This window comes from Paeniroseomonas aquatica, assembly GCF_030409335.1.
GTDB lineage: Bacteria > Pseudomonadota > Alphaproteobacteria > Acetobacterales > Acetobacteraceae > Belnapia > Belnapia aquatica.
Genome location: NZ_JAUFPN010000200.1, coordinates 25,772 through 44,819, shown reverse-complemented (window position 1 = coordinate 44,819; position 19,048 = coordinate 25,772). Strand labels below are relative to the sequence as shown.

Below are 19,048 nucleotides of genomic sequence, written 5' to 3'. Positions count from 1 at the left end.
AATGCCCGAATCAGAGCCGCCTGTGGCTCGCCTTCCACGCTGAACAGCCCCGGCCGGCGGGACCAATACCGCGCTCGCTCCTTGTCGACCATAAACCGACTAAGGTAGGAAAACCCAAGCTCGGTTAGCGCCTTGTTCATCGCCCTGGTGAGGGGCACCACGCCGCCCTCTATCTCGCCCATGGCTTCCGTCAGCTTGGTCGCATCGAGCAGGGTAGAGCAGAGATCCGGCTGCTTGCTCTCGGCTAGGACGTCCTCGATCCCCTATGTTTCCTCTGACTTCGCCATGGCGACCATGTAGCGCTTGCCGGTTGAGGTCGGCGCCTGGCAGACAGGTTGAACTCCTTATGCAGCTCGCGGGTACGGAGCCAGCGGCGGAGGGCGCCAGGGCTGCGCTCGATGGCGCCATAGAGATGCCCATAGTAGGTGGGGTTAGCGTTCATGAAGGCGACGAGATCGGCCCGGTTCTGCCACTGGCTCGTGCAGATGAAATAGCGGCTGTCGCCATCCGTCAGCGGCAGCGCGTCCCGATGGTTCGTCAGCAGCAGATAGGCGGTGCAGTTCGGTATCGAGTAGGCGTCTTTGTGCATGCGGCAGACTGAGAGGGAGGCATTCGTGATAAACGGCTTGATCCGATTGAGCACGTCGAAGCGGTTGTGACCGGTCCACTTCACTTCCTCGATCACGTTGACCAGCTTGCCCTCCGCGAAGGCGGTAAACTGGTTTTCGAGCGCATCGCCGGTCACGAGCCCGACGTTCTCAGGCCCGAGGACGAGGGCGAGCAGAGAGTGGAAGAAGGTTTTGCCGTCGCCCTCGACGCCTTGCAGCAGCACGGCCCAATTCGGCCGGCGCATGGTCCGCACGATGTAGGCGAGCCAGGACAGGAACAGCTCGCGCTCGCGGGCGATGGGGAACAGATGGCGCAGATGCGCCTCTACTATGTCGATATCCTTCGCCTCTTGCGGGCTGAATGTCTCGGGCTCCTCTGGCACGGACTTGTCGGTGTAGGTATTGACGTAGGGAACGCTGTTGACGGTGAAAAACTCGTCTTCATGCGGCATATACATGCGATTGCGGACGCACGGAATCTGATAGAGATTCATCGCAGCATCGGCGGGGAGCAGCTCGGTGAACACGCGCCCCTCAAGCACGTCCCGCTTGGACAGCATGTGCCGGGTGTGCGCGGTATTGAATGCCTGTGGCATCATCACCGTGCCCGTCTCGCGGTGATAGAACGTGTTATCGTCGGTAAGGTAGCACCATCCCTCAACCCATCGCGGCGCCGCCTTGCGCTCTGGATCTTCATACCGAACCATGCTGCGAGCAGTGGCGATGGACAGCGCGTGCCCGGTGATGCGCTTGTGTGAGGCACGGAGCTGCGCGGTGATAAGATCGCGGATTGCCGCGTCGAAGCTGGCATGCTTGGCAAGGTCGGCAGCGGCTCGCAGCGTCTCAAAGGTGTCTGCCTCGCGCAGCGCTGTCTCGATGGCTGTACGCTGCTCTGTGGCCGCTTCCTGTAGCGCCTGCTTCGCAAGGGCCAGGATATAGCGAGCTGTCTTCGCATTGGCGGCGTCGGACCGGTGAAAGCTGTTCCATTTTTCGATGCACTCGCTCTCACCGAAGTTGTCGCACCGCGACGAATACTCGATGAACAGCTCAAGCCCGGTTGTGAGATCATCTTGGAACTGGTGGTGCAGTGCCGCGCAGATCTCAAGCCAGCTTTGGTAATCCTCGAATGCGGGCACGAGCAGCAGCTTCGCGTGCAGCTCGTCAACACTGACGTCAACAGGCCCCTTTAGGTCGATCCCCTGTGACCAATCATCCTCAACCTTTGTCGTCTTCGCCAGCTTCGCCGCTTCGATGACGGGGCGCTTGCTACCGGGCAGGCGGGTGTCGCGCGGCCCGTCGAGATTGGCCTTGCGGGCGATCTCCCATCCGCGGGCAAGCGCTTGCTTTTCAAATTCAGCGACGACAGCAAGGGCTTGCTCGCTCGACAGCTCGGTAAGGCTATCCCGCGGTAGCGTCATCGGGCCGGCTGCTGAGAGCCATGCATACGGGAGGCCCGTGTCGGGGTGGATGGCATAGCTGACGAACTGCTGCCCGTCGCCGAGGATCTCTACCTTGTGGATGACGCCATGCAGATCCTTGAAGCGCCGCGACTAAACTTTGCTGAATGGATCATCGGATTTGAAGGCCAGCAACCGCTTTGGGTATTGCCCGATTCTGACGGGTGCATATCCGATGTGCCGGATTACCCATTGCTGCATGTGCCGTGCGAGATCGGACTCGAGAATGTCGAGATCCACGGCCGGGACCGTGGCGGAGATGATGCCGACGCCCGCGTGCGCGTGGCCGTTGCCGACCCAGTTCCGGACCATCGCGGGCGTCGGGTGGATATTTTGCCAGTTGACTATACCAGGCCATTTGCCGCCGACCGGAATCGGGGTCACCGGATAACCGTTCGCCAGGACGATCTCGCCCAGCTTGGCCAAATATCCTGCGGAACTGGCTGTACTCATCACGACCTCGCCGAGTCTAAAAAGGATGAAGGAGGTCGTTCAGGACGGCGGCCGGCTGGCAATAATGCGTTCGGTTATCCAGCCGTCAATCTCCGATTCAAGCCATCCCACCGCCCGCTCGCCCAGCGCAATTGGAACGGGGAAGTGACATTCCTTGACGCGTTGATAAATGCTGCTGCGACTCAAGCCAGTGCGTCTTGCGACCTCTGGCTGGCGGAGGATCCGGTCTGCACCGGAGGCCCCTTCGTGATTCGGTCGGGATGGCGCCCGCGTAGAGACGCGGAGCGGGTTAGCCTGGATCGCGAGCGCATTACTAGAGAAAGTCAGCTGGGCTTTTCGGGACACCGGTAGATTCTCCTGAACGTGCGTGGACGTCAGGAGCATGGCGATCCGCCGCGCGTGGTGCAGCCTCTCAGCCGGCTGGCAGGCAGTCAGCCGGCTGGCTTCGAATCACGTTCGCCCGCTTCCCGTCGCCATCTTCGAGCCCAGCCACCTATGGTACGCGCCTCTACCGTGAGGTATCCGTTGGACATGACCCGCACGAAGGCGCGCTCATCGGGAAAATTCTCCTCGCCGCGTTTCCAGCGGTCCCAGTGCTGCCGGACTTTAGCCTCCACCTTCCCGGCCGGCGACTTCGCGTGCCGCGCCTTCCCGGCCGCACTCTGGTGCTCCGACCTGAGCGGCGCGACGGATGCGGGGGAGTTCTGCGCAGGAGGGAGGTCGTGGCCTAGGAGGCGCCCAGTGGACCGGCGACGATAGGCCGCCGCGAGCCAGGGCGGCTCAAATCCCGCCAAAATCAGCCACCTGATCCATTCGGCAGGTGTGCGTTCATTGAGCGGGTCGGCGCGAGCCGTGAGGCTCCGAAGCTTGGGTAGCACCGCTTCCACATTCCGTTCGAGCTCGAATCGGTTCATTTCGGCCCACTCGGGGGCGGGTGATGCAGGTAGCCATCCGAAGCCCCACCCCTGCTGGTCCGAATACTCCGTGTTTTCAGGATCGAGTCCGACGGCAACGTATGCCGCTGTCTCGGGCGCCCAGCGCGGAGTAGTTAGCAAATTGCGGAGCATGCGCCATTTCGCCGCTTCCCGACGTGCAGTACTGAACACCTCCGTAGGCTCCCTCTTCCAAGGTTTTTTGCACTGTGGGCGGCCTCGCGCTGCCAGGTCGCCTGACGCCGGAATTGCGCGCCGGCTTCGCCGTTGGACTGCAGATCAAGCGCCCTTGCGCTAATGGCGTGAGGAACGGCTGTTCGGCACGCAGCAAAAAGGCACCAGGGCGCCATTAGAGCGTGTGCATCTCGCGCAACCCAGCATGCGTGGAGGGCGCGCCTCGGGCTACCGCCGCCAGCAGGCTCCGGGCATACTCACGCCGCAGCCGACGCGCGAGGTAGGCGCATTGCGTGGCCTCCGTCGCGGAGCACGTCGAGGTAGTCGGCCCAGACCTGCAGCATGGTCCGGCGTTCGTCCAAGTATTGTGCGGCATGCGTGTAAGCCTTGCGGACTTTGTTGCTCTCTGCATGCGCAAGCTGCCGCTCGATCGCGTCAGAGTTCCATTGGCCCATCTCGTTCAGCCGGGTTGCGGCCATGGCCCGGAAGCCGTGCCCTGTCATCTCGTCCTTGGCATAGCCGAGCCGCCGAAGCGCTGCGTTAATTGTATTCTCGCTCATCGGGAGTGAGGCACCGCGTAGGCCCGGGAAGATGAGCTGTCTGGTGCCAGTGATGAGATGGAGATCGCGTAGGACCACGATTGCCTGCCGGGACAGCGGCACCAGATGTGAGGCCCGCATCTTCATTCGCTCGCCGGGGATGCGCCAAATGGCGCCGTCCAGATCGACCTCGGACCATGATGCGCGCCGGAGTTCACCGGGTCGTAGCAGTGTGAGAGGCATCAGACGGAGGGCTGCCAGCGTGGCGGGCTGTCCAGAGAAGGCCTCTATGGCGCGGAGAAGCTCTCCAATGGCCTTGGGGTCGGTCACGGCAGCCCGATGCGTTACGCTGGGAGCAGTCAGAGCGCCTCTCAAGTCGGTGGAAGGGTCGCGCTCGGCGCGCCCGGTGACGATTGCGTAGCGGAAGACCTGCCCACAGGGTGCTCCGCAGACGACGCGCCGTCTCTAGCCGTCCGCGCTTCTCTTGCACGCGAAGGACCTCGAGAAGATCGGGAGCACCAATCTCGGCAATGGCGCGCCTGCCGATGACCGGGTAGGCAAAATCAAGCAGCCAAGTCACCTTCGCTAGCGTGGCGGGCGCTTTGCCTTCCCGCTCAAGCTTCTAGACCCATTCGCGCCCGATGGCCTCGAAGGTATTGGCTGCAGCCTGCCTGGCGGTTCCGGGCTGCAGCTAGACTTACGGCGGGATAGGCGCCAAGGGCCAGCGTCTTCCGCTTGCCCTGCACACGGTAGTCGAACCGCCAGAGGCGGGCTCCGGCGGGCTGAACCAGCAGGTACATGCCGGCGCCGTCCGTCAGCTTCACGGCCTTGTCGCGTGCCTTTGCGGTGCGAACGGCGGTGTCCGTAAGTGCCATGTTGACGGCATCCTGCTGACGGCATCGAGTTGATACCGTCATTTCTACCGTCAAAAAGTACCGGCTGTCACCGGAATGCCCTGCACCTTACCGGACGCCTTAGAGAGGTAAACCCTCGTGTTTGGAGGGTATTGTGGCCGGTATTGGACCTTGCTGGATGGGAATATGGTGCCCAGGGGCGGAATCGAACCACCGACACTGCGTGACAGTGTTCCGCCGGGACTTCCTGGCCGCCCATGTGCCGAAGGGAGCGGATGGGCAGGTTGCCCGCGTCGCGGATCGCTTTGCCATCATCGCCGCAGGAGGTGAGCTAGCGCGCGTGCTGGGCATCGTGCCGTGGTCGGAGGGCGAGGCGGCGCGAGCGGCCGCCCGATGCTTCGCAGACTGGCGGCGCGCCCGCGGCGGGGACGGTCCCGCCGAGTTCGAGGTAAGGATTGCCCAGGTGCGCGCCTTCCTCGAACGGAACGCGGAAGGCCGCTTCCGGCTTTTGGGAAAGGACGATGCCGGCGAGACTGCGACAGGGGCGGAGCGGGTCTATCTCGCCGGCTTCGCCGGCCGGCTGCATCGGGCGACGGGACCGAGTTCTTCATCCTGCCCGAAGTTTGGCGGGGTGAGGTCGCGGCCGGCTTCGATGCCAGCGCGCTGGCAGGGGAGATGGCGCGGAGGGGTTTCCTCCGGGCCGATCCGAGGGACGGTAAGCCTGCCTGCCGTTGTTCCCTGCCTGGCCGCCCGAAGGGCGCGCGTGCCTACCACTTTCTGCCGGCGATCTTCGCCGATGGGTGAGGCAGCGCCGGCCGCGGACTGGACGGCTGCGCTGCGCGCTGCGCTGCGCTGGCCGCGGGTTGCCCGGTTGCCCAGGGGGACATTTCACCGGGCAACCCAGCTTGCGCGGACGGAGCCCGCCCGGAGCAAGGGGTTGCGGTGCCGGTTGCGCCGGTTGCCCAGGTTGCCTAGCCATCGGGCGAGGCTTGCGCGGCAGTCGCCGGGCCGGATGAGGCGGCGGGCGTGGGGGATGATCTGGCGCACTTAGCAGAGCGCGAAGCCATCCAGTCGGAACCAGCGTTGCCTCCGCCGGACTTCGCAGAAGGGCAGCGGAAGGCGGCAGCCCAGCGCCGCATGGTGGTCGGGCTGCTGGCCGGGGCGCAGCGGCATAGGAAAGTGGGTCCCCATCCGTGCATGACCCATACGGCCGGCCAGAGCGCGGAGGAACGCTAGTCAACCGGGACAATGCAGGTTGACGCTAGTTGACGGTATGGCCCGGTCCCGCCGCAGTGGACCATGCCGGCTGAGGGGGGAAGTGGGGTCCCTCCTGCTGCTGGGCGAATATGGCGCACAAAGGCGTGCGGCCGCGCCAGTAGGGGACTGTTGCCAAAAGGTGCAACGGCTGCAACCGATCCGGCGCAACGGCGCAACCTGTTCCAGAGTGGGGGTGGGCGGTTGGTTCGAGGCGCCCGGCTGCGGCTGATTTAGATGCGGCCCATCACGAAACCGGCCCGAATGAGTCCGCAGTGAGTCCGCGAGGCCAGGAACGCGAAAAATTTGCCTCTTGGGAAATGCGCAGAAATCGGCAAAAAACCCAATGAAAACAGAATGGTGCCCAGGGGCGGAATCGAACCACCGACACTGCGATTTTCAGTCGCATGCTCTACCAACTGAGCTACCTGGGCCCAAGCAACCCCCGGGCATCACCCGGGGTCCGCGGCAGAGGCCGCGGGAAATAGCCGAAGCCGCGTCGCCTGTCCACCCGCTCAGCTGCCGGTATCGTCGTCTTCCGGCAAATCCGGCACATCGCCCGGAATCGCATAATCCCCGGCCAGCCAGCGGCCGAGGTCCACCTGCCGGCACCGCGCCGAGCAGAAGGGGCGGAACGGGCTTCCCGGTGCCACCGGCTTGCCGCAGACGGCGCAGGGCCGTGCCGCCGGGGTCTTCGCCTCATCGGCCATCGCCGGTCTCCTCAAGCTGCCAGTCGCCCCATCCCAGGCCGGGCTCCGGCCGCAGCGCCAGGGGCTGCCCCAGCGCCTCCGCCGCCTCCGCCAGCGCCCCGTCCAGGCCCTCCAGCGCCGCCAGCACCGCCGGCGCCGCCCGCAGCGCCAGCCGCCGCCCCGGGGCCGCCGCGGCCTCCCGCACCGCCTGGCGCAGGGCGGCGAGGCCGGGGGTCAGCGGCCCCGCCAGCACCTCGTGCAGCGGCGGGTGCACCCGCTGCCGCAAAATTTCGAACAGCCCGAGCGGCCCGAGCCCCAGCAGCCGCGCCAGGTGGTCCGGCGCCAGCGCCCGCGCCAGCGGCTCGGCCAGCGCCGCCCGGCGCTTGGCGGTCATCCCCGCGAGGTCCAGCAGGATCGGCCCGGCCAGCTGCCGCAGCCGGAGCTGCCGCGCCGCCGCCAGCACCGCCGCCTCGTTCACCCGCCGCTGCGCCTCGGGGTCGGCGACCCCGGCGGCGGCGGCGGCATCGACGTCGATGGCGACCAGCGCCGGGGTCGGATGCACCAGCAGCCGACCACCGCCGTCCAGCGGCACCTCCGGCCCGGCCAGCAGGTCGAATTCGGCCTCCAGCGCCTCCTCGAAGACCGGCTTCGGGCTGAAGCCCACCCGCCCGGCACCGAGCAGCCCGCGCAGCCGGGCCGCGACGGCGGCGCCATCGGTCAGGAGCATCGCCTCCGGCACCGCCCGGGCCAGCCGCAGCGCCGCCTCGGGGCCGCGCGCCAGCAGGGCAGGGGCATGGCCCGGCGGCAGCGCCAGCGACGCCCGCGCCTCGGGCGCCACCTTGGCGCTCACCCGCGCGCCCTTGCCGCCCTGCGAGGCCCGGGTGACCCGGACCACCAGCACCTGCCCCTCGGAGACCGACTTGCCGATCGGCTGGCGTACCGGCCCGGCCTCGGATTCCGGCAGGAAGCCGGTCTCGCCGCCGGCCAGGGCGAGGAAGGCGCCCGCCATGGCCGGCGCCAGCGCCGTCACCCGGGCCTGCTGCAGGTCGCCGACGCCGTCCGGCCGCGCCGGCCGCTCGACCCAGGCCTCGTCCAGCCGGTCGCCGCGCAGCAGCGCCACCCGGACCTCGCCGGGCGAGACGCTGACCAGGATGCGGGCGGCGCTCATGGCCGCAGCCAGCCGACCCCGCGCAGCAGCTGGGCAGTCTCGAACAGCGGCAGCCCGACGACGCTGGAATGCGAGCCCGAGAGGAAGCGCACGAAGACCTCCGCCTTGCCCTGGATGGCATAGCCGCCGGCCTTGCCCTGCCATTCGCCGCCGGCGAGGTAGTCGTCGATCTGCTGCTCGGTCAGGCGCTGGAAGGTCAGGATTGTATCGACCAGCCGGGACAGGCTGCGGCCCTCCGGCGTCACCACCACCACCCCGGTATAGACATGGTGCCGCCGGCCCGAGAGCAGCGCGAGGAAGCGCCGCGCCTCCGCCGCATCGGCCGGCTTGCCCAGGATGCGGCGGCCGACGCCGACCACGGTATCCGCCGCCAGCACCAGCGCGCCGGGCGAGGCCGCCGCCGCCGCCGCCGCCTTCAGCGCCGCCAGCCGCCCGGCCAGCGGCCGCGGCAGTTCGGCCTTCAGCGGCGTCTCGTCGACATCGGTCGGCAGGACCCGGTCCGGCACCACGCCGATCCGCGCCAGCAGGTCGAGCCGCCGCGGGCTGGCCGAGGCCAGCACCAGGGGCGGTTTCCCAGGGCTCAGCGAGCCTGTCTGGCTCAAGACCTTACTTGAAGCGGAAGGTGATGCGGCCCTTGGACAGGTCGTAGGGCGTCATCTCGACATTGACCCGGTCGCCCGCCAGCACGCGGATGCGGTTCTTCCGCATCTTGCCGCTGGTATGCGCGAGAACCAGGTGCTCATTGTCGAGTTTCACGCGGAACATCGCGTTGGGCAGCAGCTCCTGTACGGTGCCGCTGAACTCGATCATGTCCTCTTTTGACATCAGAAACCTTTACAATGCGCAGCGAGCCACCGCCGCGCCGCATCGGCACGGGGTGGGGCCAACGCGGGATGAGCCTGGGCGGAGGCCTCGGCCTCGGGGGATTGACTTGACGCCGGCAACATGATCGCCGGGGGGAGGCGGGTCAAGGACCGGTGCGCAAGCGAAGCGCAACGCTCCGGCCATGGGCCTGCAGCCCCTCGGCCTCGGCCAGCGCCACCGCCGCCGGCCCGATCGCCGCCAGCCCTGCGGCCGAGGCCTCGACCCAGGTGGTCCGCTTCAGGAAATCATAGACCGACAGGCCGGAGGCGAAGCGCGCCGTCCGACCCGTGGGCAGCACGTGGTTCGGCCCGGCGACGTAGTCGCCCAGCGCCTCCGGGCAGAAGCGGCCGAGGAAGGCCGCCCCGGCGTGCCGCACCCCGGCGAACCAGCCGCGCGCATCCGGCAGCATGACCTGCAGGTGCTCCGGCGCCAGCCGGTTGACCAGCCCCTGCGCCTCCGCCCAGTCCCGGACCAGGATGATGGCGCCATGCCGCCGCCAGCTCTCCCCGGCGATGGCGCCGCGGGGCAGGGTGGCCAGCTCGGCCTCGACCGCCGCCGCCACCGCATCGGCGAAGCCGGCATCGTCGGTGATCAGGATGGCCTGGGCGCTCTCGTCGTGTTCGGCCTGGGCCAGCAGGTCGACCGCGACCAGCCGCGGGTCGTTGGTGGCATCGGCCACCACCACCACCTCGGAGGGGCCGGCGATGCTGTCGATCCCGACCCGGCCGAAGACTTGGCGCTTGGCCTCGGCCACATAGGCATTGCCCGGCCCGACGATGCGGTCGACCGCGGCGATGCTGGCGGTGCCATAGGCCAGGGCGGCGACGGCCTGGGCCCCGCCGATCCGGTAGACCTCGGTCACCCCGGCCCGCCGCGCCGCGGCCAGCACCAGCGGGTTGAGCACCCCGCCCGGCGTCGGCACCACCATGGCGATGCGGCCGACGCCGGCGACCCGCGCCGGCAGCGCATTCATCAGGACGGAGGAGGGATAGGCCGCCTTGCCGCCGGGCACGTAGAGCCCGACCGCATCCAGCGCCGTCCAGCGCATGCCCAAGGTCAGCCCCGCCGGGTCCGGCAGCTCGAGGTCCGCCGGGCGCTGCGCCGCGTGGAAGCGCTCGATCCGCTCCGCCGCCAAATCCAGCGCCGCCAGCAGCCCGGCCGGGATGCCGGCGGTCGCCGCATCGATCTCGGCCGCGGTCACCCGCAGCGCCACCGCATCGGCCGGGGCCCAGCCATCGAAGCGCGCCGTCAGCGCCAGCAGCGCCGCATCGCCGCCGGCCTGGACCTCGGCCAGGATGCCGGTGACGGCGGCATCCACCTTCGCCGTCGTCTCCCGCGCCATGTCGAGCAGCGCGGCGAAGCCGGCCTCGAAGCCGGCCTCGCGGATATCGAGCCGCTTCATGCCGCCAGTGCCGCCCGGAACTTCGCGATCCAGGCGCCGATCGCCTCCGGCATGGTCTTCAGCGCCGTGCGGTTGACGATGAGGCGGGAGGTCACCTTGGCGATCACCTCGGTCTCGACCAGCCCATTGGCCTTCAGCGTGCTGCCGGTCTGCACCAGGTCGACGATCACCCGGGCCAGCCCCAGCGAGGGCGCCAGCTCCATCGCCCCGTTCAGGTGCACCACCTCGGCCTGCACCCCCCGCGCCGCGTAGTGCCGCTGCGCCACGTTCGGGTATTTGCTGGCCACCGCGATGCGCGACCAGCGGCTGGGATCGTCCCGCCCCGCCGTCGCCCCGGCGGTTGCGACGGGCTCGGCCACCGAGATCCGGCACTGGCCGATCCCGAGGTCGAGCGGGGCATAGATCTCGGGGTAGTCGAATTCCATCAGCACGTCGGCGCCGCAGACCCCGATATGCGCCGCCCCATGCGCCACGAAGGTCGCCACGTCGAAGGGCCTGACGCGCACCACGTCGAGCCGGGGGTCCGAGGTCTCGAAGCGCAGCCGCCGGCTGTCCTCGTCGGTGTAGTCGGCGGCCGGATGGATCCCGGCGCGGCCCAGCAACGGCCCGAGCTCGGCCAGGATGCGTCCCTTGGGCAGCGCCAGGATCAGCGGCCCGGTTTCGGCTTCGGCCGCCGTCGCGGCGGCGGACATCGGCAGGTCCATCTGGCTCAGCCCGTGATGCGTTCGATATCGGCGCCGACCGCGGCCAGCTTCAGCTCGACCCGCTCATAGCCCCGGTCGAGATGGTAGACGCGGTTGACGATGGTATCCCCCTCGGCGGCCAAACCCGCAAGGATGAGGGAGACGGAGGCGCGGAGGTCGGTCGCCATGACCGGCGCGCCCGAGAGCTTCGGCACCCCGCGGACGATGGCCGAGGCGCCGTGGACGTTGATCCGGGCGCCCATGCGGTTCAGCTCCGGCACGTGCATGAAGCGGTTCTCGAAGATGGTCTCGGTCACCATCGAAGCCCCCTCGGCGACCGACATCAGCGCCATGAACTGCGCCTGCATGTCGGTGGCGAAGCCGGGGAAGGGCTCGGTCATCACGTCGACGCCATGCAGCCCGTTGAGCCGGGAGACCCGCAGCCCATCGGCCTCGGCCTCCACCAGCACCCCGGCCTCCCGCAGGGTGCGGGCCACGGCACCCAGATGCTCGGCCCGGGCGCCTTCCAGCAGGACGGAGCCGCCGGTGATGGCCGCGGCGCAGGCGAAGGTCCCGGCCTCGATCCGGTCGGGCACGATGTCATGCGTGGCGCCGCCCAGGCAGGCCTGGCCGGTCACGGTCAGGCGGTCGGTGCCGACGCCCTCGATCTTCGCCCCCATGGCGATCAGGCAGCGGGCGAGATCCTCGATCTCCGGCTCCCGCGCCGCATTCACCAGCTCGGAGACGCCATCGGCGAGGCAGGCCGCCATCAGCAGGTTCTCGGTGGCGCCGACCGAGACGACGGGGAACAGGATGCGGCCGCCCTTCAGCCCCTGCGGCGCCTGCGCCTCGATGTAGCCGGCCTCGAGCACGATGGTCGCGCCCATGGCCTCCAGGCCCTTGAGGTGCAGGTCGACCGGCCGGGTGCCGATGGCGCAGCCGCCGGGCAGGGAAACCCGCGCCCTTCCGTGGCGGGCCACCAGCGGGCCGAGCACCAGCACCGAGGCGCGCATCTTCCGCACCAGGTCGTAGGGCGCCTCGAGGCTGGTCGCATTGCCGGACATGGTGAGCGTCCGCGCCGCCTTGTCGTGCACCACCTCCAGCCCGTGCTGTTCCAGCAGGGCGCGCATGGTGGCGATATCCGCCAAGTCCGGCGCGTTCCGCAGCACCAGCGGCCCATCCGAGAGCAGGGCGGCGGCCATCAGCGGCAGGGCGGCGTTCTTCGCCCCGCCGATCGGGATGCGGCCCTCGAGCGGCCGGCCGCCGCGTACCACGATACGGTCCATGCCCGGCGTCCCTAGAGCTTCGGCAGCGCGACGCCGCGCTGGTGCATGTATTTGCCGGCCCGGTCCTTGTAGCTGACCTCGGGTGCGGACGAGCCCTGCAGGAACAGAAATTGGCAGATCCCCTCATTGGCGTAGATGCGGGCCGGCAGGGGGGTGGTGTTGCTGATCTCGATCGTCACCTGGCCCTCCCACTCGGGCTCCAGCGGCGTGACGTTCACGATCAGCCCGCAGCGGGCATAGGTGGACTTGCCGAGGCAGATCACCAGCACGTCGCGCGGGATGCGGAAATACTCGACGGTATGGGCCAGCACGAAGGAGTTCGGCGGCACGATGCAGGTCTCCCCACGCCGGGTGACGAAGCCGGATTCGGAGAAATTCTTCGGGTCGACCATGGCATTGTCGACATTGGTGAAGATCTTGAACTCGTCCGCAACCCTGGCGTCATAGCCATAGGACGACAGGCCGAAGGAGATGGTACCCTCCCGCCGCTGGCTCTCGACGAAGGGCTCGATCATGCCGTGCTCGGCCGCCATGCGGCGGATCCAGTGGTCGGGCATGATGGACATGGCGGGCGGCCCCAGGAAACCGATGGCGGAAAACGCAGTGGCGGCGCCGGGCGTCGGCGGCGCCGCGGCCCGACGTCGGGCCCGTGTGATCGGCCCCCTTAGCCCAGCCCACCCCGAGCGGCAACCGCCGCCGCCGTCACCCCTGCCCCGCGTCCGGCGGGCCGGCATCGCCCGGGCCTTCGCCGGCCGGGTCCGGGGCCACCGCTTCCCGCCCCCGCGCCTGGGCCTTGCGGCGGCGGAGGTTGGCCCGCAGCGCCGCGGCCTGCCGCGCCTCCCGCTCCGCCCTGGCCCGGTCGACGGCCCGGGGCGGGGCCGGGGAAGGCGGTTCGGCGGGCGGCGGCGGTCGGGACGGGGGCTTGGCCATGGCAGCAGGCTGTCCGCCGCCCCCGCCGGCGTCAATCATCCGCCGCGCCGGCGCTTCACCCATTCGGCACGCTTCCGGTCGGGTCGTTGCGGGCTTGCCGGGCTTGGGGCAATGTTCGCCCGCCCGAAGGGCAGGGGGAGGAAAGAAATGCATTCCGCGGTCAAGCCGCCTGCCCCTGCCGGGGCCCGCCTTGCGTCCATCATAGCAACGGAGTCGCGCGCTTGAAGCCGACCGACATTCGCAATCCCGACTACTTCCACAAGGTCGTCGATTGCCAATGGGCCTGTCCGGCCCATACGCCCGTCCCCGAGTACATCCGGATGATCGCCGCCGGGCGCTATTCCGATGCCTATATGGTCAACTGGCACTCCAACGTCTTCCCCGGCGTGCTCGGCCGCACCTGCGACCGCCCCTGCGAGCCGGCCTGCCGGCGCGGGCGGGTCGAGGAGGAGCCGGTGGCGATCTGCCGGCTCAAGCGCGTTGCCGCCGACAACAAGGAAGGCATCCTGGCCCGGCTGACGCCGATCCCCGAGGTCGGCAACGGGAAACGCATCGCCTGCATCGGCGCCGGCCCCTCCAGCCTGACAGTCGCCCGCGACCTCGCCCCACTGGGCTACGAGGTCCACGTGTATGATGAGCAGGCCAAGGGCGGCGGCTTCATCCGCAGCCAGATCCCCCGCTTCCGCCTGCCCGAGAGCGTCATCGACGAGGAAGTCGGCTACATCACCGACCGCGGCGGCGTCGTCACCCACTACAACCAGCGGGTCGAGAGCCTGAAGGGCCTGCTGGCCGAGGGCTACGACGCAGTGTTTGTCGGCGCCGGCGCCCCGCGCGGTCGCGACCTCGACGTGCCCGGCCGGGCCGAGGCGGCGGCGCATATCCACATCGGCATCGACTGGCTCTCCTCCGTCTCCTTCGGCCACATCGAAAGTGTCGGCAAGCGCGTCATCGTCCTCGGCGGCGGCAATACCGCGATGGATTGCTGCCGCTCCGCCCGCCGCCTCGGCGGCGAGCAGGTGACCGTCGTCGTCCGCTCCGGCTTCGAGGAGATGAAGGCCTCCCCCTGGGAGAAGGAGGATGCCCAGCACGAGGGCATCCCCATCCGCAACTGGCTGGTGCCGAAGGAAGTGCTGCACGCGGATGGCCGCCTGACCGGCATGGTCTTCGAGAAGGTCAAGGCCGAGCGCGACGCCAATGGCCGCCGCCAGCTTGTGAACGCCGGCGAGCCCGACGTGACGATCGAGGCCGACGAGGTCCTGGTCGCCATCGGCCAGGAGAATGCCTTTCCCTGGATCGAGAAGGACCTCGGCCTCGAGTTCGACCGCTGGGGCCTGCCCAAGCTGAACGAGCAGTCGCTGCAGTCGACCCTGCCGCAGGTCTTCTTCGGCGGCGACGCCGCCTTCGGCCCGAAGAACATCATCTGGGCCGTGGCGCATGGCCACGAGGCCGCGGTCTCCATCGACATGTTCTGCCGCGGCGAGGACGTGACGGTCCGCCCGCCGCCGGAGGTGGTGATGTCCAGCCAGAAGATGGGCATCCACGAATGGAGCTACGACAGCGGGGTCTCGCTCGACCTCCGCTTCAAGGTGCCGCATGCCGAGAACGAGGTCGCGCTGCGCGACATCAAGACCGAGGTCGAGCTCGGCTACGACCGGGAGCTCGCCTACAAGGAAGCCCAGCGCTGCCTGAACTGCGACGTCCAGACCGTCTTCGTGCCCAGCCTCTGCATCGAATGCGACGCCTGCGTCGACATCTGCCCGGTCGACTGCATCACCTTCACCCCGGACGGGGAGGAGGCGGAGCTGCGCGACCGCCTGAAGATGCCGGCGCTGAACCTGACGCAGGAGATCTACGTTGCGGACGGGCTCAAGACCGGCCGCGTCATGGTGAAGGACGAGGACGTCTGCCTGCACTGCGGCATGTGCGCCGAGCGCTGCCCGACCGGCGCCTGGGACATGCAGAAGTTCTTCCTGGAAACGGCCAAGCCGAAGCTCGAGAGGGTGCACGCATGCCAGGCGTGATCAATGCGACCAACGACTTCGTGGTCAAATTCGCCAACGTCAACGGCTCCGGCTCGGCCAGCGCCAACCAGCTCTTCGCCAAGTCGATCCTGCGCATGGGCATTCCCATCGCCTCGCGCAACATCTTCCCCTCCAACATCCAGGGCCTGCCGACCTGGTTCGAGGTGCGCGTCAGCGGCGAGGGCCATCTCGGCCGGCGCGGCGGCGTCGATCTCATGGTGGCGATGAACCCGCAGACCTGGGACCGCGACGTCGCCGAGATTGACGCCGGCGGCTACCTCTTCTACGACAGCACCCGGCCGCTGCCGCGCAGCCGCTTCCGCGAGGACATCAACGTCATCGGCGTGCCGCTGACCGAGATGTGCAACGCCGCCTATACCGATGCCCGGCAGCGCCAGCTGTTCAAGAACATCATGTACGTCGGCGCCCTCTCGGCCCTGCTGCAGATCGACCCGGGCGTGGTCGAGACGCTGCTGTCCGAGGCCTACAAGGGCAAGGAGAAGCTGGCCAAGTCGAACCGCGACGCTTTCCACATGGGCCGCGACTGGGCCCTGGCGAACCTCGCCTGCCCGCTCGGCCTGCGGCTGGAGCGCGCCGACAAGGTGGGGGAGCGCATCTACGTCGACGGCAACAGCGCCGCCGGCCTCGGCGCCGTCTATGGCGGCGCCACCGTCTGCGCCTGGTACCCCATCACCCCCTCGACCTCGCTGGCCGAGGGTTTCGAGAAATACTGCCGCCGCTTCCGCACCGAGCCGGACACCGGCAAGAAACGCTACGCCATCGTCCAGGCGGAGGATGAGCTGGCCTCCATCGGCATCGTCATCGGCGCCGCCTGGAACGGGGCGCGGGCCTTCACCGCCACCTCCGGCCCCGGCATCTCGCTGATGCAGGAATTCGTCGGCCTCTCCTACTTCGCCGAGATCCCCTCCGTCATCTTCGACGTGCAGCGCGCCGGCCCCTCCACCGGCATGCCGACCCGCACCCAGCAGTCGGACGTGCTGGCCGCCGCCTATGCCAGCCACGGCGATACCAAGCACATCGTGCTCTTCCCCGAAGACCCGAACGAGTGCTTCCAGTTCGGCGCCGATGCCTTCGACATCGCCGACCGATTCCAGCAGCCGGTCTTCGTCCTGCTCGACCTCGACATCGGCATGAACGACTGGCTCTGCGAGCCCTTCGCCTGGGACGACAATAGGCGCATGGACCGCGGCAAGGTGATGACCGCCGAGGAGCTGGAGGCCGGCAAGGTCTTCGGCCGCTACCTCGATGCCGATGGCGACGGCATCCCCTACCGCACCTACCCCGGCACCCACCCCAACAAGGGCGCCTTCTTCACCCGCGGCACGTCCCGCGACCGCTTCGCCAAGTACACCGAGGTCGGCGCCGCCTATGTCGACAACATGCAGCGCCTGCTGCAGAAATTCGAGACGGCCAAGGGCGTGGTGCCCCACCCCATCCTGCGCCGCGCGGCCGAGCCGACGCGGGTCGGGGTGATCTACTACGGCAGCTCCTCCGCCGCCATGCAGGAGGCACTGACCGCGCTCGAGGCCGAGGGCATCCAGGTCGATGCGCTGCGCATCCGCGCCTTCCCCTTCCACCGGGACGTGGATGCCTTCATCGCCGAGCACGACACGGTCTTCGTGGTCGAGCAGAACCGCGATGCCCAGCTGCGCACCCTCATCATGAACGAGTGCAGCATCGCGCCGCAGCAGCTCATTCCCGTGCTGCACTACGACGGGACGCCGATCACCGCGCGCTTCATCCGCGCCGCCATCGGCGACAAGGTCCTCGCCAACAAAGTCCTCCCCTTCGCCGGAGCCGCCGCGGAATGAGCTTCCTCCCGAAACCCAAGCTGCACCACCCGCGCCTGCCGGTGAACGCCCTCGGCTTCACCCGGCGGGACTACGAGGGCGCGATCAGCACCCTCTGCGCCGGCTGCGGCCACGACAGCATCAGCGCCGCGATCATCCAGGCCTGCTTCGAGCTGGATATCGAGCCGCATCGCGTCGCCAAGATGTCCGGCATCGGCTGCTCCTCGAAGACGCCGGACTACTTCCTCGGCGCCAGCCACGGCTTCAACTCCGTGCATGGCCGGATGCCGAGCGTGCTGACCGGCGCCAACCTGGCGAACCGGGAGCTGCTGTACCTCGGCGTCTCCGGCGACGGCGACAGCGCCTCCATCGGCTTCGGCCAGTTCGCCCACAGCATCCGCCGCGGCGTGAACATGACCTATATCGTCGAAAACAACGGGGTCTACGGCCTGACCAAGGGCCAGTTCTCCGCGACGTCCGACAAGGGCTCCAAGGCCAAGAAGGGCGCCATCAATACCGACGAGGCGATCGACCTCATCGGCATCGCGCTCCAGCTCGGCGCCACCTACGTCGGCCGCAGCTTCTCCGGCGACAAGGACCAGCTCGTCCCGCTCATCAAGGGCGCGATGCGGCACGACGGCCCCGCCTTCATCGACTGCATCAGCCCCTGCGTCGCCTTCAACAACCACGAAGGCTCGACCAAATCCTACGACTTCGTCCGCGAGCACAACGAGGCGATGAACCACCTCGACGTCATCATCGGCCGCAACCCCATCACCGCGGACTACGCCCCGGGCGAGGTCCGCGACGTGCAGCAGCACGACGGCTCGGTGCTGCGCCTGCGCAAGCTGCACGCCGAATACGACCCGACCGACCGCGTCGGCGCCATGCACCACCTGCACGAACGCAAGGCGGCCGGGGAGATCGTGACGGGCCTGCTCTACATCGAGCCGGACCCGCAGGATTTGCACGCCAACCTCGGCACCGTCGCCCGTCCGCTCAACCGCCTCGGCGACGCGGCCCTGGTCCCGGGCGCCGCGGCGCTGGAGAAGCTGAACGCCAGCTTGCGTTAGCGCCGGGTGGCGCAGCCGTTGCGGACATGTGCCGTCTCGGCCGCGTTGAGTGCCAGCCCCTGCTGGTAGCGGTACAGCGCCCGGGTGCAGCCCGGGTCGATCCGCGGCGCCGCCACCCGGCGCAGCGGCGGTGCCGGCGGCGGGGCCGGGGGCGGCAGCACCAGCGCCACCTCCTCCACCGGCGGGCTGGCCGCAGCCTCGGCGGCGATGACGGCGGGTGCCGCCGTCGGCGGTACGGCGGCTGCGGGCGGCGGCGGTGGGGCTGATGCCGGCTCCGGCGCACGCACGGGGGTCGGCAGCGCCACCACCACCCGCTCCAGGGGCGGCAGCGGCGGCGCCGCCTGGGTCACGACCGGCCGGGCCGGGNCGCCACCCGGGGCGGTGGCGGCGGTTCGGGCACCGGGGCGGTGACGAGCCAGGCCAGCAGGACCAGTATCACCGCGCCGGCGGCCATCCCCGCCTTCCGCCAGACGCTGCCGCGCCGGGCGGGCCGCCGCAGTGGCGCCGGCGCGGCGTCATCCTCCTCCTCCGGCGCGACCGCCGGGACCAGGCTGCGCGACCGTGGCGGCTGGCCGGGCATCTCCCAGGCGGCGTCGTCGGCCAGCGCCGAGCGCACCGCCCCGATCCAGCTCTCCTTGCCCGGCACGGTCAGTGGCGGCAGGGTGCCGAAGCCCTCGGCCAGCAGGGCCGGCAGGCTGCGTACCGCGCCGATCTCGATCCGGCCGTGCCAGACCGGCAGGGTGCCGGGATGGTCCCGCCAGAAATCCGCCGAACCCAGGGCCCGGCGGAGGCGCGCCTCGGCATTGGGGGTGGCGTCGGGGGCGACATCCACCAGCGCCACGCCGATCGT

At 69.0% G+C, this 19,048-nt stretch carries 18 protein-coding genes, 1 tRNA gene and 1 pseudogene; 3 read left to right on the top strand and 17 right to left on the bottom strand.

All coding sequences use genetic code 11. From position 1 onward, the window contains the following. Nucleotides 1–244 precede the first annotated feature (244 nt). The 16 genes and pseudogenes from QWZ14_RS26800 to QWZ14_RS26730 all read right to left on the bottom strand — a co-directional run bounded on the left by QWZ14_RS26800 (nt 245) and on the right by QWZ14_RS26730 (nt 13,293). Nucleotides 245–2,026 (bottom strand): DUF5906 domain-containing protein, encoded by a 1,782-nt coding sequence (locus QWZ14_RS26800; protein ID WP_290320096.1) that lies wholly within the window; start codon nt 2,024–2,026, stop codon nt 245–247. 132 nt (nt 2,027–2,158) lie between these two features. Next, nucleotides 2,159–2,491 (bottom strand): bifunctional DNA primase/polymerase, encoded by a 333-nt coding sequence (locus QWZ14_RS26795; protein ID WP_290320095.1) that lies wholly within the window; start codon nt 2,489–2,491, stop codon nt 2,159–2,161. A 66-nt stretch (nt 2,492–2,557) separates the two neighbouring features. Beyond that, the gene (locus tag QWZ14_RS32115) at nt 2,558–2,902 is read right to left on the bottom strand and encodes a helix-turn-helix transcriptional regulator (protein WP_290320094.1); all 345 of its coding nucleotides are present in this window, start codon (nt 2,900–2,902) and stop codon (nt 2,558–2,560) included. A 979-nt stretch (nt 2,903–3,881) separates the two neighbouring features. After that, nucleotides 3,882–4,493 (bottom strand): tyrosine-type recombinase/integrase, encoded by a 612-nt coding sequence (locus tag QWZ14_RS26785; protein ID WP_290320093.1) that lies wholly within the window; start codon nt 4,491–4,493, stop codon nt 3,882–3,884. A gap of 169 nt (nt 4,494–4,662) precedes the next feature. Next, a pseudogene (locus QWZ14_RS32110) lies at nt 4,663–4,743 on the bottom strand (hypothetical protein); the annotation flags it as partial. A gap of 34 nt (nt 4,744–4,777) precedes the next feature. After that, the gene (locus tag QWZ14_RS26780; RefSeq protein WP_290320092.1) at nt 4,778–5,038 is read right to left on the bottom strand and encodes an Arm DNA-binding domain-containing protein; all 261 of its coding nucleotides are present in this window, start codon (nt 5,036–5,038) and stop codon (nt 4,778–4,780) included. A 1,591-nt stretch (nt 5,039–6,629) separates the two neighbouring features. Then, nucleotides 6,630–6,705, bottom strand: a tRNA-Phe gene (locus tag QWZ14_RS26775). Nucleotides 6,706–6,786: 81 nt separating this feature from the next. Next, nucleotides 6,787–6,981 (bottom strand): DNA gyrase inhibitor YacG, encoded by a 195-nt coding sequence (locus tag QWZ14_RS26770; protein WP_290320091.1) that lies wholly within the window; start codon nt 6,979–6,981, stop codon nt 6,787–6,789. Further along, nucleotides 6,971–8,128 carry a ribonuclease E/G gene (locus tag QWZ14_RS26765; RefSeq protein ID WP_290320090.1) on the bottom strand — a complete coding sequence of 386 codons (1,158 nt, stop codon included), beginning with the start codon at nt 8,126–8,128 and terminating at the stop codon, nt 6,971–6,973. Before QWZ14_RS26765 ends, QWZ14_RS26770 begins: the two co-directional genes overlap by 11 nt. Then, nucleotides 8,125–8,712: a Maf family protein gene (locus QWZ14_RS26760; RefSeq protein ID WP_456307271.1), complete on the bottom strand. Its 588-nt coding sequence runs from the start codon at nt 8,710–8,712 to the stop codon at nt 8,125–8,127. The genes QWZ14_RS26765 and QWZ14_RS26760 overlap by 4 nt, the downstream gene beginning before the upstream one ends. 22 nt (nt 8,713–8,734) lie before the next feature. Continuing rightward, on the bottom strand, nt 8,735–8,953 hold the full coding sequence (infA, locus tag QWZ14_RS26755) for a translation initiation factor IF-1 (protein ID WP_290320088.1): 219 nt from the start codon (nt 8,951–8,953) through the stop codon (nt 8,735–8,737). 142 nt (nt 8,954–9,095) lie between these two features. Beyond that, nucleotides 9,096–10,394, bottom strand: a complete 1,299-nt coding sequence (hisD, locus tag QWZ14_RS26750) for a histidinol dehydrogenase (RefSeq protein ID WP_290320087.1) — start codon at nt 10,392–10,394, stop codon at nt 9,096–9,098. Next, on the bottom strand, nt 10,391–11,098 hold the full coding sequence (gene hisG / locus QWZ14_RS26745) for an ATP phosphoribosyltransferase (RefSeq protein ID WP_290320086.1): 708 nt from the start codon (nt 11,096–11,098) through the stop codon (nt 10,391–10,393). Before hisG ends, hisD begins: the two co-directional genes overlap by 4 nt. A 5-nt stretch (nt 11,099–11,103) precedes the next feature. Continuing rightward, nucleotides 11,104–12,363 (bottom strand): UDP-N-acetylglucosamine 1-carboxyvinyltransferase, encoded by a 1,260-nt coding sequence (gene murA / locus QWZ14_RS26740; protein WP_290320085.1) that lies wholly within the window; start codon nt 12,361–12,363, stop codon nt 11,104–11,106. An 11-nt stretch (nt 12,364–12,374) separates the two neighbouring features. Then, a complete protein-coding gene (gene dcd / locus QWZ14_RS26735; RefSeq protein ID WP_290320084.1) occupies nt 12,375–12,929 on the bottom strand; it encodes a dCTP deaminase in 555 nt (184 codons plus the stop codon). Nucleotides 12,930–13,065: 136 nt separating this feature from the next. Next, complete coding sequence (locus tag QWZ14_RS26730; RefSeq protein WP_290320082.1) at nt 13,066–13,293, bottom strand: hypothetical protein; 228 nt, start codon at nt 13,291–13,293, stop codon at nt 13,066–13,068. A gap of 221 nt (nt 13,294–13,514) precedes the next feature. Between QWZ14_RS26730 and QWZ14_RS26725 the strand changes: the two genes are divergently transcribed. Genes QWZ14_RS26725 through QWZ14_RS26715 form a run of 3 tightly spaced genes read left to right on the top strand, consistent with a single transcriptional unit; the run spans nt 13,515 to nt 18,198 of the window. Continuing rightward, nucleotides 13,515–15,314, top strand: coding sequence for an FAD-dependent oxidoreductase (locus QWZ14_RS26725; protein ID WP_290320080.1), 1,800 nt, complete (start codon nt 13,515–13,517; stop codon nt 15,312–15,314). Further along, nucleotides 15,302–17,146, top strand: a complete 1,845-nt coding sequence (locus QWZ14_RS26720) for a 2-oxoacid:acceptor oxidoreductase subunit alpha (protein ID WP_290320079.1) — start codon at nt 15,302–15,304, stop codon at nt 17,144–17,146. The genes QWZ14_RS26725 and QWZ14_RS26720 overlap by 13 nt, the downstream gene beginning before the upstream one ends. Next, entirely contained in the window at nt 17,143–18,198 is a 1,056-nt protein-coding gene (locus tag QWZ14_RS26715; protein WP_290320078.1) for a 2-oxoacid:ferredoxin oxidoreductase subunit beta, read from the top strand. Before QWZ14_RS26720 ends, QWZ14_RS26715 begins: the two co-directional genes overlap by 4 nt. On the opposite strand, the gene QWZ14_RS26710 is transcribed toward QWZ14_RS26715, so the two are convergent. After that, nucleotides 18,195–18,548 carry a hypothetical protein gene (locus QWZ14_RS26710; RefSeq protein ID WP_290320077.1) on the bottom strand — a complete coding sequence of 118 codons (354 nt, stop codon included), beginning with the start codon at nt 18,546–18,548 and terminating at the stop codon, nt 18,195–18,197. The genes QWZ14_RS26715 and QWZ14_RS26710 overlap by 4 nt on opposite strands. Nucleotides 18,549–19,048: the final 500 nt, after the last annotated feature.